Below are 13,288 nucleotides of genomic sequence, written 5' to 3' on the forward strand. Positions count from 1 at the left end.
AGGGCTGCCTCCACTACACCGGTACGTAACGAACCGAGCACGTACCGTAAGGGAGGCGGCCATGTCCGCACCCATGTCCGCGGACCGCTTCATCAACGCCCTGCGCGCCGAAGGCCTGACCGTCGTCGAGGTCGGCCACTGGCGCACGCACAACCGCAACCACAGGGGCCCCTGGGGGCCCGTGCACGGAGTGATGATCCACCACACCGTCACCCACGGCGCCGCCTACACCGTCGAGCTCTGCCGCGACGGCGACAGCGACCTGCCCGGCCCGCTCTGCCACGGGGTCATCACCAAGGACGGCCGCGTCCACCTCGTCGGCTACGGCCGCGCCAACCACGCCGGGGCCGGCGACTCCGACGTCCTGGCGGCCGTCATCGCGGAACGCCGCCTCCCCCCGGCCCACCGCGCGGACACCGACGGCAACCGCCACTTCTACGGCTTCGAGTGCGAGAACCTCGGCGACGGCCAGGACCCCTGGCCACCCGCGCAGCTCGACGCCATGACCCGCGCGGCGGCGGCCCTCTGCCGCGTCCACGGCTGGGGCGCCCGCTCGGTCATCGGCCACCTCGAATGGCAGCCGGGCAAGATCGACCCCAGGGGCTTCATCATGGACCGGCTCCGCGACCGGATCGCCGACCGCCTGAAGTGACCGGCCGCGGGACGTGACAATGGCCTGGTGACCCACCCCGAGCTGCGCCCCCGCCCGCCGTCCCCCCTCGTCGAGGCGGCCGACGAACGCTTCGCCGCGCACGGGGTACGGCTCCTCCTCAAGCGGGACGACCTCGTCCACCCGGAGCTGCCCGGCAACAAGTGGCGCAAGCTCGCGCCCAACCTCCGGGCGGCCCTGGAGGCGGGCCACGACCGGCTCGTCACCTTCGGCGGCGCCTACTCCAACCACCTCCGGGCCACGGCGGCCGCCGGGCGGCTGCTCGGCCTGGAGACGGTCGGCGTCGTCCGGGGCGACGAGCTCGCGGCGCGCCCCCTCAACGACTCCCTGGCCCGCTGCGCGGCGGACGGGATGCGGCTGCACTTCGTGACCCGCTCGGAGTACCGGCGCAAGACGGAGCCGGAGGTCCTGGCGCGCCTGCTGGCCGCCGCCGGGGCCCCGGACGCGTACGTGGTCCCGGAGGGCGGAAGCAACGCCGCCGCCCTCACGGGCTGCGCGGAACTGGGCCGGGAGCTGCGGGACGTCTGCGACGTGGCTGCGGTGGCCTGCGGCACGGGCGGCACCCTGGCCGGTCTGGCGGCGGGCCTGTCGCCGGCCCAGCGGGCCCTGGGCGTCCCGGTCCTGGCCGGAGGCTTCCTCGGGGCGGAGATACGTTCCCTCCAGGCACAGGCCTTCGGCGGTCCGGCCGGAACCTGGACCCTGGCCGAGGGGTACGACCACGGGGGCTACGCCCGCGTCCCTGCGCCGCTGGACGCCTTCGCGGCGGACTTCGAGTCCCGCCACGGCCTCCCGGTGGAGCGCATCTACGTGGCGAAGCTCCTCTGGGCCCTGACCGGCCTGACGCGGGCGGGCGCCTTCCCCCGGGGCACGACGGTGGCGGCGGTGGTGACGGGGGCGCCGTAGGAGGTGCCGTCCGGGGGGCCGGCACCCGGCTCGCGGCGGGGGCGGCCTCACGGCGCCTCCTCCCGGTACGCCGCCGCCTCCTCCAGGTCGAGCCTGCGCAGCAGGACCCGCAGCATCTCGTCGTCGATGCGGCGGCGGTCGCGGAGGGACACGAAGACCTCGCGTTCCGCTTCGATCATCTCCCCCGCCAGCCGCCGGTAGATGTCGTCCGCCGACTCGCCCGTCACCGGGTTGACCTCCCCCAGCCGCTCCCAGACCGCGTTGCGCCGGCGTTCCATGACCGTGCGCAGCCGGTCCGCCAGGGGTGGCGGGAGGGTGCTGTTGGCCGGGTCCTCCAGGAGTTCCGCCAGGCGCTCCTCCGCCGCGCGCGAGGCCTCGCTCTGGGCCTGGGCCTCCGCGAGGGTCTCCGCCCGGGCGTCGCGCGGCGGCAGCCGCAGGGCCCGGATGAGCGGCGGGAGGGTCAGGCCCTGCACCACCAGCGTTCCGATCACCGTGGTGAAGGTGAGGAACAGGATCAGGTTCCGGTGCGGCACGCTCATCGGCACGGAGAAGGCGATGGCCAGCGAGACCACCCCCCGCATACCGGCCCATCCCACGATCACCGGGGACTTCCAGTCGGTGTCCGGCTCCCGCGCGCGGATCCGCTCCGAGACCCACCTCGGCACGAAGGTCGCCGGGAAGACCCACATGAAGCGCGCCACGACCACCGCGAGGAACACCGCGACCGCGTACCAGGCGGCCGCGAGGCCCTCGTACTCGCTCAGCCCCTTCAGGACCACCGGCAGCTGGAGGCCGATCAGGGCGAAGGCCACCGACTCCAGGACGAACGCGACGACCTTCCACACCGCCTCCTCCTGGAGCCGGGTCGCGAAGTCCACCTGCCAGTTCCGGTGCCCCAGGTAGAGCGCGACCACGACCACCGCCAGGACGCCCGACGCGTGCACGCGCTCGGCCGCCGCGTACGCCACGAAGGGGATCAGCAGGGACAGCGTGTTCTGGAGCAGGGGCTCCCGCAGCCGCTTGCGCAGCTGGTGGATCGGGACCATCAGCAGCAGACCCACCCCCACCCCGCCCACCGAGGCCAGCAGGAACTCGGTGACCCCGCCCGCCCAGCCCGCACTGGCGCCGACGGCGGCGGCGAGGGCCACCTTGTAGGCGGTGATGGCGGTGGCGTCGTTCACCAGGGACTCGCCCTGCAGGATGGTCGTCACCCGGCTGGGCAGCCCCAGCCGCCGGGCGATGGCGGTCGCCGCGACCGCGTCCGGCGGGGCCACGACGGCGCCCAGCACCAGCGCCACCGGCAGCGCGACCCCGGGTACGACCAGGTACGTCACCCAGCCCACCGCGAGCGTCGCGAACAGCACGTACCCCACCGACAGCAGCGCGATGGGGCGGATGTTGGCCCGCAGGTCCAGGTACGAGCTGTCCACGGCGGCCGTGTGCAGCAGCGGCGGGAGCAGCAGGGGCAGCACGATGTGCGGGTCGAGGGCGTACGACGGCACCCCCGGCACGTACGCCGCGACGAGTCCCACGGCCACCAGCAGCAGCGGCGCCGGCACGGGGGTGCGCCGGGCCGCCCCCGCCACGGCGGCGCTCACCGCCACCAGCGACACCAGCGGCAATACCTCCATCGAAGATCCATCCCCATCCGTCGTCGCCGGTGCCGCCCCCCGGCCCTGGCCGTAACCTGGCCATCATGAGCGAGTGCACCCACCTTGCCGAACTGCCGCGCCCCGAGCCCGTCCCGCATGCGCTGACCTGCCCCGAATGTCAGGTCCTGGGAAGCCACCCGGTGCAGCTGCGGATGTGCCTCGGGTGCGGGTACGTGGGCTGTTGTGACAGCTCTCCCCACCGGCACGCCACGGCGCACCACCAGGAGACGGGGCATCCGGTGATGCGCAGCTTCGAACCGGGCGAGACCTGGCGCTGGTGCTTCGTCGACGGTTCGATCGTCTGAAGCGGGGTAGTTCAACCCTCCGCCGGTTCCCCCGAATTGGGCCCGCAGACCCCTAGCCACTGTGCGTACTCATGGATTTACCATCAGTCACTGCACGGAGGTGGGGTCGGCCCGGCCGCTCCACGGCGGGCGCCATGAGGCGTCATGAGGGGTGCCGCGACACGATCGCCCGGATCGCGATAGCGTCACCGGCGAACAGAGCTCGTACCACCTTGGAGGTGAGGGTGTCCCAGATCGCAGGCGAGCCCGCGACCCAGGACTTCGTGGAAGTCCGGCTGCCGGCTGCGGGTGCCTACCTGTCGGTGCTGCGAACGGCCACGGCCGGTCTCGCGGCACGGTTGGACTTCACCCTCGACGAGATCGAGGACCTCCGCATCGCGGTGGACGAGGCCTGCGCGATCCTGCTCCAGCAGGCCGTGCCGGGCTCCGTCCTCAGCTGCGTCTTCCGGTTGATCGACGATTCGCTGGAAGTGACCGTCTCCGCGCCCACCACCGACGGGCGCGCGCCGGAGCGGGACACGTTCGCGTGGACCGTGCTGTCGGCGCTGGCCGGCAAGGTCGAGGCGACGGTCGAGGACAACCGGACGGTGAGCATCAGCCTCTACAAACAGCGCGGCGCGGGACCAGGCCCGGCGTGAGCGGCGGGGAGATCCCGGTGCGGGGCGGGGATCGGCCCCGAGTACGGCACGAGGTCGACGGCGGCATCCCGGAGCAGCACCACGCCCGGCCGCACCCGGCTGACGCGGATGCGGAAGACGGCTTTTTGGACTCGGCGGAGCGACGGGCGGGCCCTATGAGCGACAACCAGCACGACCAACCACAGCCACCGCACGCCCCGGCCCCGGAGCCGCCGGACGAGGCGCACGCGGCCCTGCCGGATCCGCGGGACCGCAGTGGCGCGCGGGCCCTCTTCTTCGAGCTGCGCGAGCTGCCGGAGGGGTCGCCGGAGCGGGCGGAGCTGCGCAACCGGCTGGTGCGGATGCACCTGCCGCTGGTCGAGCACCTGGCGCGGCGGTTCCGCAACCGCGGCGAGCCGCTGGACGACCTGACGCAGGTGGCGACGATCGGCCTGATCAAGTCGGTGGACCGGTTCGATCCGGACCGGGGGGTGGAGTTCTCGACGTACGCCACTCCCACCGTGGTCGGGGAGATCAAGCGGCACTTCCGCGACAAGGGCTGGGCGGTGCGGGTGCCCCGGCGCCTTCAGGAGCTGCGGCTCTCACTGACCACGGCCACGGCGGAGCTGTCCCAGCAGCACGGCCGCTCCCCGACGGTGCACGAGCTGGCCGAGCGGCTGGGGATCTCCGAGGAGGAGGTGCTGGAGGGGCTGGAATCGGCCAACGCCTACAGCACCCTGTCCCTGGACGTGCCGGACACCGACGACGAGTCGCCGGCGGTGGCGGACACCCTGGGCTCGGAGGACGAGGCGCTGGAGGGCGTCGAGTACCGCGAGTCGCTGAAGCCGCTGCTGGAGGGGCTGCCGCCACGGGAGAAGCGGATCCTGCTGCTGCGTTTCTTCGGGAACATGACGCAGTCGCAGATCGCCCAGGAGGTGGGCATCTCGCAGATGCACGTCTCCCGGCTGCTGGCGCGCACGCTGGCGCAGCTGCGCGACAAGCTCCTCGTGGAGGAGTGAGCGCGGGCGGCGGAGGCGTGCCGGAGAAGGGGCGGAGGGTTATCGGGCCTGGTCCGCGGGTCCGATGCCCAGCGCCTCGGTCGCGGTCGGGTTGACCAGGAGCGCCGCGACGGCCACCGCCGCCAGGGCCAGGGCCGCGGCGGCGACGGTCATCGCCCCGCCGGTGGTCCACAGGGTCCACGCGACGGGGAGGGCCATCAGCTGGGTGATCAGCGCGGGGCCCCGGCTCCAGCGGCGGCCGAGGCGCAGCCCGCGCGCCGCGATCAGCGGGAGTGCGGCGAGGGCGAGGAGGGTCACTCCGCCGGTCTCCGCCTGCTGCGGCGAGTCGGGGTGGCCGGCGATGCCGACGAACAGCATGTAGACGCCGAGCCCGGCGAGGGCGAGGCCCTCCAGCGCGGTCAGCGCGGCGGCCGCGGTCAGCCGGCCGGGCAGCGCCTTCGGCTCCGCGGCGGCGGAGCCGGCGGTGGGCTCGGGACCGGTGGTGGAGGCGGCGGGGGTGCGGGGGCTCGGCTTCTTGCTCACCCCAGCAGGGTAGCCGCGCGGGCCCCGGACCGGACGGGGACGGTCGGTAGGGGGCGGGTGCGCGGGGGTGGGTAGTCTGGCGACCATGCGTGCACTTCTCGTGGCCAACCCAGCAGCGACGACCACCAGTGCGCGCACGCGCGACGTCCTGACCCACGCCCTGGCCAGCGAGATGAAGCTGGAGGCGGTGACCACGGAGTACCGGGGTCACGCCCGGGACCTGGGGCGCCGGGCCGCGCACGAGGGGCTGGACCTCGTGGTGGCGCTGGGCGGTGACGGCACCGTCAACGAGGTGGTCAACGGGCTCCTGCACGACGGGCCGGATCCGGAGCGGCTGCCGCGGCTGGCGGTGGTGCCGGGCGGTTCCACCAACGTGTTCGCCCGGGCGCTGGGGCTGCCGAACGATTCGGTCGAGGCGACCGGTGCCCTGCTGGACGCGCTGCGGGAGCGGCGCGAGCGGACGGTGGGCCTGGGCCTGGCCGCGGGGGTGCCCGGGACGGAGGACGAGGGGGTCCCCTCGCGCTGGTTCACGTTCTGCGCGGGCTTCGGTTTCGACGCGGGCGTGGTGGGGCGGGTCGAGCAGCAGCGGGAGCGGGGCAAGCGTTCGACGCACGCCCTGTATGTACGACAGCTGATGCGGCAGTTCTGGGAAGAGCCCAACCGCCGGCACGGGACGATCACACTGGAGCAGCCGGGCGCGGATCCGGTGACGGATCTGGTGCTGTCGATAGTCTGCAACACCTCTCCGTGGACGTACCTGGGAAATCGCCCCCTGTACGCCTCTCCGGAGGCGTCGTTCGATACCGCGCTTGACGTATTGGCGCTGGACCGTTTGTCAACTCCGGCGGTCGCGCGGTACGCGACACAGCTCCTGACCTCGACTCCTGAGCGCGGTCCGCACGGCAAGCATGCGGTGTCTCTGCACGATCTGACCGACTTCACCTTGCATTCGAAGGTTCCGCTCCCTTTCCAGATGGACGGCGATCATCTCGGAGTGCGCACCAGCGTTCGGTTCACAGGCGTTCGCCGTGCACTGCGTGTGATTGTGTGAGTAGAAGAGCCCAAAGTCCTTTCAGTCGAACGTTTACACGCCGGTCCACCCCCAGGAACTAGGGCTGTGACCTAGTCGACACCGACGAATCCAAAAAAACTTTCCGGAAGGGGTTGTATCCCCGTCCGAGGTTTGCGAATCTCTACATGGCGATCGGGACAGCCCGCAGAACCCGGCACCCACACAGAGCGCCAGAACCCCACCACGAATCTTCGGACCGCACCAGGCGACTGGGCGTCGGCCCTTCCCTCACGGGGGGATTCGTGAAAGCGTTCACATTCACAAGCAACCTGCCCGCAATACAAGGAGATGGAGCAGCCATGGACTGGCGTCACAACGCCGTTTGCCGCGAGGAAGACCCCGAGCTCTTCTTCCCCATCGGCAACACCGGTCCTGCGCTGCTGCAGATCGAGGAAGCCAAGGCCGTCTGCCGCCGTTGCCCCGTCATGGAGCAGTGCCTGCAGTGGGCGCTTGAGTCCGGCCAGGACTCCGGTGTCTGGGGCGGTCTGAGCGAGGACGAGCGCCGCGCCATGAAGCGCCGCGCCGCTCGCAACCGGGCGCGCAACGCCAGCGCCTGATATCGACTTTCGAGCCTCGACGCGCAGCGCGTAGTACCCGTATAGCGCTCAGCAACGTGCTCTTGAGCCCCGGACCGATCACCCTTCGGTCCGGGGCTCAGTGCTTTCCCCGCACCCGTCCGTCACCCTGAGTGAGGGGCGGGTAGGCCTACTTCTGCGAGCTGACCGGGACGTCCAGGACGACCTTGGTGCCCTGCGGTTCGGCGCGGACCATGTCGAAGGTGCCGCCGAGCTCCCCCTCGACCAGGGTCCGGACGATCTGCAGCCCGAGGTTGCCGGCCTTCTGCGGGTCGAAGCCCTCGGGCAGGCCGCTGCCGTCGTCGAGGACCGTGATCAGCAGGCGGCCGTCGCTGCGCCCCGATCCGCTGCGGGCGGCGGTCACCTCCACGGTGCCGCCCTCGCCCTGGGTGAAGGCGTGCTCCAGGGCGTTCTGGAGGATCTCGGTCAGCACCATCGACAGCGGGGTGGCCACCTCCGCGTCCAGGATCCCGAACCGTCCGACGCGCCGGCACCGCACCTTGCCCGGCGAGATCTCGGCGACCATCGCGATCACGCGGTCGGCGATCTCGTCGAACTCGACCCGCTCGTCCAGGTTCTGGGAGAGGGTCTCGTGCACGATCGCGATCGAACCGACGCGCCGCACCGCCTCGTTGAGCGCCTCGCGCCCGCTCTCCGAATCCATCCGGCGGGCCTGGAGGCGCAGGAGCGCGGCCACCGTCTGGAGGTTGTTCTTCACCCGGTGGTGGATCTCCCGGATGGTCGCGTCCTTGGTGATCAGTTCCCGTTCGCGACGGCGCAGTTCGGTGACGTCGCGGCACAGGACCAGCGAGCCGATCCGGGTCCCCTTCGGCTTCAGCGGGATCGCGCGGAGCTGGATGACCCCGCCGTTGCCCTCGACCTCGGTCTCGCGCGGGGCCCAGCCGCTGGCGAGCTTGACGAGCGCCTCGTCCACCGGGCCCCGGGAGGGGGCGAGTTCGGCGGTGGTGGTGCCGAGGTGCTGGCCGACCAGGTCGGCGGCGAGGCCGAGCCGGTGGTAGGCGGAGAGCGCGTTGGGGGACGCGTACGTCACCACGCCGTCGGCGTCGAGCCGCATCAGGCCGTCGCCGACCCGCGGGGAGGCGTCCATGTCCACCTGCTGGCCGGGGAACGGGAAGGAGCCCGCGGCGATCATCTGCGCGAGGTCGGAGGCGGACTGGAGGTAGGTGAGCTCCAGCCGGCTCGGTGTACGCACGGTGAGCAGGTTGGTGTTGCGCGCGATCACGCCCAGGACCCGGCCCTCGCGGCGGACGGGGATCGACTCGACGCGGACCGGCACCTCCTCGCGCCATTCCGGGTCGCCCTCGCGGACGATCCTGCCCTCGTCGAGGGCGGCGTCGAGCAGCGGGCGCCGGCCGCGCGGCACGAGGTGGCCGACCATGTCGTCCTGGTAGGAGGTGGGCCCGGTGTTCGGCCGCATCTGTGCGACGGAGACGTAGCGGCTGCCGTCGAGGGTGGGAACCCACAGAACGAGGTCGGCGAAGGAGAGGTCGGAGAGCAGCTGCCATTCCGAGACCAGCAGGTGGAGCCACTCCAGGTCGGTTTCACCGAGAGCGGTGTGCTGGCGTACGAGATCGTTCATGGAGGGCACCTTGCGAGCGTACCCCGGGTACGAGGATGACTTTCCCCACCACATGTACTCGGGAGTATCCAGGAAGGGCCCACTCCGCGTACTGTTGGAGGAAGTGACGGGCCAGTAGGCCCCCGCTTTGGATGGACAGGACAGATTGGTCTAGTCCACAATTGCCTCATGCTTCCGTCCTCCCCGCACAGGAGGACGGAGCGAGGTGGCCGCGCGTTCTGCCCTGACCGCGCGAGGCGCCTCCGACCGGCCGCCGGGAACCGCACACCTGACGGCCGTGAGTACTCCGGGCTACGGTGCCGGACGGGTTGAGGGTCCCGTCCTGCACCGTGGCCCAGAGGAAATGCGGCGCGGGCGCGGAATTCCCCCGCAGCCGTCACCCGGGGGCGTTCCGGATCACTTCGGCCAGGCCAGCAGCGCCCGTTCCGCCACCGCTTCCAGTTCCTCCCGGGTCGCCCCGTCGCGCGATTGCTGGCTCATTCCCTGGAGCACCGCGCCCGCATAACGGGCCAGCGCCCGGGCGTCCGTGTCCGCGGGCAGCACGCCGGTCGCGATGTCGGCCGTGATCCGGCTCTCGAACAGCGCCAGGTTGGCGTTGCGGCGCTCGCGCAGGGCCTCGGCCACCTCCTGCGAGGTGGTGTTGACGGCCGCGCTGATCACCATGCAGCCCGGGGGGTGGGCGGGGTCGGTGTAGATCTCGGCCGCCTCGCGCAGGATCCGGGCCATGGCCGCCCCGGCGCTGGGCTCCTCGCGCAGCGCGACGGAGGCGAAGTCCCCGTAGCGGCTGCCGTAGACCACCACGACCTCGTCGAAGAGCTTGCGCTTGTCACCGAAGGCCGCGTAGAGGCTGGGCGCGCCGATACCCAGGGTGCGGGTCAGGTCGGCGATGGACGTGGCCTCGTAGCCGTGCTCCCAGAAGGCCAGCATCGCCTTGTCGAGGGCGGCGTCCCGGTCGAAGGAGCGGGGCCTGCCGCGCTGTCCTGTCACCATGCGGACCATTCTATAGCGCTCACTAGGGAATCTGATACGGTTCTTTCTGTAGCGACCACTATCGAATAAGGGGGGTGCGCCATGGGCGTGCTCAAGGGGAAGACGGCGCTGGTCACGGGCGGCAGCAGGGGCATCGGGCGGGCCGTGGCCGAGCGGCTGGCGCGCGACGGGGCGCTGGTCGCCGTGCACTACGGGCACAACGAGGCGGCGGCGAAGGAGACCGTCACCGCGATCGAGGCGGCGGGCGGGCGGGCCTTCGCCATCGGGGCGGAGCTCGGGGTGCCGGGGGACGCCGAGGCGCTCTGGGCGGCGTACGAGGCCCACCCGGCGCACACCGGGCGGGTGGACGTGCTGGTGAACAACGCCGGGGCGGCGACCTTCGCGGGCATCGGCGAGACGGACGAGGAGACCTTCGAGCGGGTGCAGGCGCTCAACGCCCGGGCACCCTTCTTCGTGATCAAGCACGGGCTGGAGCGGCTCGCGGACGGGGGCCGGATCGTCAACGTCACCGGCACCCCCGGCATCGCGCTGCCGGCGATCCTCGCCACGATCATGGCGAAGGGCGCGGTGAACGCCCTGACCGTCTCCCTGGCCGCCGCACTCGCGCCGCGCGGGATCACGGTGAACTCGGTGGGCCCCGGCATCACGGAGACGGAACTGAACGCGGCCTGGCTGGCCGACCCCGCAGCCCGGGCCCACGCCGCCTCGCGGTCCGTCTTCAACCGGGTCGGCACGGCGGAGGAGGTGGCCGACGTGGTGGCCTTCCTGGCCTCGCCGGACTCCCGCTGGGTCACGGGCCAGCACCTGGACGCCACCGGGGGCTTGCAGCTGGCCCTGATGTGACGGGGTCGGGCAGGGGGCCGCCCCCTGCCCGGCGGCGGTCCCCGCACGACCGGCGGCCCGGGTCGAACGGCGGGACGATGGATGTGGCGGAGGGGCCGCCGCGCACGGGGCCGCTCTGCTAGATTGGTCTATACCACACACCACTCTCAGATCGGCAGGCCCCGCGTGGAAGTTGTCATCGTCCCGGACGCCAAGGCAGGCGGCGAGCTCATCGCGGAGGCCATGGCCGCCCTGGTCCGCCGCAAGCCCGACGCCCTGCTGGGCGTGGCGACCGGCTCTACCCCGCTGCCCGTCTACGAGGCCCTCGCCGCCAAGGTGCGGGCCGGCGAGGTCGACGCCTCCCGGGCCCGGATCTGCCAGCTCGACGAGTACGTCGGCCTGCCGGCCGGGCACCCGGAGTCCTACCGCGCGGTCGTCCTGCGGGAGGTCGTCGCCCCCCTCGGCCTGAGCGAGGACTCCTTCATGGGCCCCGACGGCTCCGCCGAGGACGTCCAGGCGGCCTGCGAGGCGTACGACCAGGCCCTCGCCGACGCCGGCGGGGTGGACCTCCAGCTGCTGGGCATCGGCACCGACGGGCACATCGGCTTCAACGAGCCGTGCTCCTCGCTGGCGTCCCGCACCCGCATCAAGACGCTGACCGAGCAGACCCGCGTGGACAACGCGCGGTTCTTCGAGGACGACCTGGACCAGGTGCCGCACCACGTCATCACCCAGGGCATAGGCACCATCCTCGACGCCCGCCACCTGGTCCTGCTGGCCACCGGCGAGGGCAAGGCCGAGGCGGTCGCCCAGACCGTCGAGGGCCCGCTGTCCGCGCTGGTCCCGGCCTCCGCGCTCCAGTTGCACCGGCACGCGACCGTCGTCGTGGACGAGGCGGCCGCCTCCAAGCTGAAGCTGGCCGACTACTTCCGCCACGCCTACGCCGAAAAGCCCTCCTGGCAGGGCCTGTAGGAGCGACGGAAAGGGCCGGGCCCCCCTCCTCGGGGGCCCGGCCCTCTTCCGTACCCGGCGGCCTACCGGGTCCCGGCGATCACCTCGGCGGCGGCCCTCCCGCAGACCCGGGAGGCGCCGTGCGTGGCGAGGTACAGCGACCCGCGCGGCTCGGCGCGGGGCAGGCCCATCTCCACGACCACGGTGTCCGGCCGCGCGGCGACCAGGGCGTCCAGCGCCTCGGCCATCCACGGGTGGCGGTGTGCGTCACGGACCACCGCGACGATGGTGCGCTCCCCCGCGGCCGCCAGCACGTCCCCGGCGGCCGAACCCTCGGGGTAGACGCCCGAGACGGTCCCCGGGACGAGGGCGGCCAGTTCGGCGGCCACCCCCCAGGGGGTCTCGTCGCCGACCGCGATGTTCGCGACGGGTGCGAGCGTGGCGACGTACGGGGCGGCCACGGGGGCCGGGGTGCCCGACACGGCGAGCGCGCGGCGGGCAGCCTCCAGGCCGATGCCGGACGCGCGGCTCCCCTCCGGCTGCGCGTCCGGCCGGGCCCGGAGGGTCCATCCGGCGAGGGCGCGCACCCGGTCGGCGGCGTCGGCGAGCCGCTCCTCGGGCAGCGTGCCCTCGCGGACGGCGGCGACCAGCGCGTCGCGCAGACGCAGCACGGTCGCCTCGTCGGCGAGGCCCCCGCCGACGCAGATGGCGTCGGCGCCGGCCGCGATGGCCAGCACCGAGCCGCGTTCGATGCCGTACGTCCCGGCGATGGCGTTCATCTCCATGCCGTCGGTGACGATGAGGCCCTCGTAGCCGAGTTCCTTGCGCAGCAGACCGGTGAGGATCTGCGGGCTGAGGGTGGCGGGGCGGGTCGGGTCCAGGACGGGCACCATGATGTGGGCGCTCATCACGGCCTTGGTGCCGGCCTCGATCGCCGCCTTGAACGGGACCAGTTCGCGGGCCTGGAGGGTCTGCGGGTCCACGTCGATGCGGGGCAGGGCGTGGTGGGAGTCGACGTTGGTGTCGCCGTGGCCCGGGAAGTGCTTGGTGCAGGCGGCGACTCCGGCGGCCTGGAGGCCCTCGACGTACGCGGCCGTGTGGCGGGCGGCGAGGTGGGTGTCGGCGCCGAAGGAACGCACCCCGATGACCGGGTTGTCCGGGTTGGAGTTGACGTCCGCGGACGGGGCCCAGTTGAGGTTGACCCCGCACTCGGCGAGGCGGCGGCCCAGCTCGCGGGCGACCTCGCGGGTGAGCTCCGTGTCGTCGACGGCGCCCAGTGCGAGGTTGCCGGGGAAGGACGAACCGCCGTGGACCTCCAGGCGGGTGACGTCGCCCCCCTCCTCGTCGATGGCGACGAGGACGTCGTCGCGCTCGCGGCGCAGCTGCGCGGTGAGTGCGGCGAGCTGCTCGGGCGAGGCGATGTTGCGCCCGAAGAGGCCGACGGCGGTGAGGCCCTCGCCCAGCCGGCGCAGCAGCCAGGAGGGGGCGGTGGTGCCCTCGAAACCGGGCTGGAGCACCGCGAGGGCGTCACGGGTCAGCCGGCCGTTCTCGTCGGAGGCAGCGGTCCGGTGCGCAAGGATCGTCACGGCC

General features: G+C 72.6%; 13 protein-coding genes and 1 pseudogene. 9 read left to right on the forward strand and 5 right to left on the reverse strand.

The features are described 5' to 3' along the window. The first annotated feature begins 61 nt into the window (after positions 1-61). Entirely contained in the window at positions 62-652 is a 591-nt protein-coding gene (locus tag WDV06_RS07060; RefSeq protein ID WP_395508779.1) for an N-acetylmuramoyl-L-alanine amidase, read from the forward strand. 27 nt (positions 653-679) lie between these two features. Then, entirely contained in the window at positions 680-1,573 is an 894-nt protein-coding gene (locus WDV06_RS07065) for a 1-aminocyclopropane-1-carboxylate deaminase/D-cysteine desulfhydrase (RefSeq protein WP_395508780.1), read from the forward strand. Between the two features lie 47 nt (positions 1,574-1,620). On the opposite strand, the gene WDV06_RS07070 is transcribed toward WDV06_RS07065, so the two are convergent. Further along, on the reverse strand, positions 1,621-3,204 hold the full coding sequence (locus WDV06_RS07070) for a Na+/H+ antiporter (protein ID WP_395508781.1): 1,584 nt from the start codon (positions 3,202-3,204) through the stop codon (positions 1,621-1,623). 65 nt (positions 3,205-3,269) lie between these two features. Between WDV06_RS07070 and WDV06_RS07075 the strand changes: the two genes are divergently transcribed. The 3 genes from WDV06_RS07075 to WDV06_RS07085 all read left to right on the forward strand — a co-directional run bounded on the left by WDV06_RS07075 (position 3,270) and on the right by WDV06_RS07085 (position 5,166). Next, on the forward strand, positions 3,270-3,530 hold the full coding sequence (locus tag WDV06_RS07075) for a UBP-type zinc finger domain-containing protein (protein ID WP_395508782.1): 261 nt from the start codon (positions 3,270-3,272) through the stop codon (positions 3,528-3,530). Between the two features lie 224 nt (positions 3,531-3,754). Next, positions 3,755-4,168: an ATP-binding protein gene (locus tag WDV06_RS07080; protein ID WP_362064397.1), complete on the forward strand. Its 414-nt coding sequence runs from the start codon at positions 3,755-3,757 to the stop codon at positions 4,166-4,168. Between the two features lie 11 nt (positions 4,169-4,179). After that, on the forward strand, positions 4,180-5,166 hold the full coding sequence (locus WDV06_RS07085) for an RNA polymerase sigma factor SigF (RefSeq protein WP_395508831.1): 987 nt from the start codon (positions 4,180-4,182) through the stop codon (positions 5,164-5,166). 39 nt (positions 5,167-5,205) lie between these two features. Here the strand turns inward: WDV06_RS07085 and WDV06_RS07090 are convergent, their stop codons facing one another. Further along, the gene (locus WDV06_RS07090; RefSeq protein ID WP_395508783.1) at positions 5,206-5,688 is read right to left on the reverse strand and encodes a hypothetical protein; all 483 of its coding nucleotides are present in this window, start codon (positions 5,686-5,688) and stop codon (positions 5,206-5,208) included. Positions 5,689-5,773: 85 nt separating this feature from the next. Here WDV06_RS07090 and WDV06_RS07095 point away from each other — a divergent pair. Continuing rightward, positions 5,774-6,067: pseudogene (locus tag WDV06_RS07095) on the forward strand (acylglycerol kinase family protein); the annotation flags it as partial. Between the two features lie 992 nt (positions 6,068-7,059). Next, positions 7,060-7,317 carry a WhiB family transcriptional regulator gene (locus WDV06_RS07100; protein ID WP_003953983.1) on the forward strand — a complete coding sequence of 86 codons (258 nt, stop codon included), beginning with the start codon at positions 7,060-7,062 and terminating at the stop codon, positions 7,315-7,317. A 148-nt stretch (positions 7,318-7,465) separates the two neighbouring features. Here the strand turns inward: WDV06_RS07100 and WDV06_RS07105 are convergent, their stop codons facing one another. Beyond that, a complete protein-coding gene (locus WDV06_RS07105) occupies positions 7,466-8,935 on the reverse strand; it encodes a sensor histidine kinase (RefSeq protein ID WP_395508784.1) in 1,470 nt (489 codons plus the stop codon). A gap of 396 nt (positions 8,936-9,331) precedes the next feature. Continuing rightward, complete coding sequence (locus tag WDV06_RS07110) at positions 9,332-9,925, reverse strand: TetR/AcrR family transcriptional regulator (RefSeq protein WP_395508785.1); 594 nt, start codon at positions 9,923-9,925, stop codon at positions 9,332-9,334. Between the two features lie 81 nt (positions 9,926-10,006). Here WDV06_RS07110 and WDV06_RS07115 point away from each other — a divergent pair, with 81 nt between their 5' ends. Further along, the gene (locus tag WDV06_RS07115) at positions 10,007-10,768 is read left to right on the forward strand and encodes an SDR family oxidoreductase (RefSeq protein ID WP_395508786.1); all 762 of its coding nucleotides are present in this window, start codon (positions 10,007-10,009) and stop codon (positions 10,766-10,768) included. A 165-nt stretch (positions 10,769-10,933) separates the two neighbouring features. After that, positions 10,934-11,719: a glucosamine-6-phosphate deaminase gene (gene nagB / locus WDV06_RS07120; RefSeq protein ID WP_395508787.1), complete on the forward strand. Its 786-nt coding sequence runs from the start codon at positions 10,934-10,936 to the stop codon at positions 11,717-11,719. 62 nt (positions 11,720-11,781) lie between these two features. On the opposite strand, the gene WDV06_RS07125 is transcribed toward nagB, so the two are convergent. Further along, positions 11,782-13,284 (reverse strand): glycoside hydrolase family 3 protein, encoded by a 1,503-nt coding sequence (locus WDV06_RS07125; protein WP_395508788.1) that lies wholly within the window; start codon positions 13,282-13,284, stop codon positions 11,782-11,784. Positions 13,285-13,288 lie beyond the last annotated feature (4 nt).

The sequence above is a fragment of the Streptomyces racemochromogenes genome (assembly GCF_044129415.1).
Lineage (GTDB): Bacteria > Actinomycetota > Actinomycetes > Streptomycetales > Streptomycetaceae > Streptomyces > Streptomyces racemochromogenes_A.

What these genes read in the sequence shown, in the direction of transcription:
- WDV06_RS07060 (WP_395508779.1), top strand. Translation starts at nt 62, where the DNA reads ATGTCCGCACCCATGTCCGCGGACCGCTTCATCAACGCCCTGCGCGCC.
- WDV06_RS07070 (WP_395508781.1), bottom strand. Translation starts at nt 3,204, where the DNA reads ATGGAGGTATTGCCGCTGGTGTCGCTGGTGGCGGTGAGCGCCGCCGTG.
- WDV06_RS07075 (WP_395508782.1), top strand. Translation starts at nt 3,270, where the DNA reads ATGAGCGAGTGCACCCACCTTGCCGAACTGCCGCGCCCCGAGCCCGTC.
- WDV06_RS07100 (WP_003953983.1), top strand. Translation starts at nt 7,060, where the DNA reads ATGGACTGGCGTCACAACGCCGTTTGCCGCGAGGAAGACCCCGAGCTC.
- WDV06_RS07105 (WP_395508784.1), bottom strand. Translation starts at nt 8,935, where the DNA reads ATGAACGATCTCGTACGCCAGCACACCGCTCTCGGTGAAACCGACCTG.
- WDV06_RS07110 (WP_395508785.1), bottom strand. Translation starts at nt 9,925, where the DNA reads ATGGTGACAGGACAGCGCGGCAGGCCCCGCTCCTTCGACCGGGACGCC.
- WDV06_RS07115 (WP_395508786.1), top strand. Translation starts at nt 10,007, where the DNA reads ATGGGCGTGCTCAAGGGGAAGACGGCGCTGGTCACGGGCGGCAGCAGG.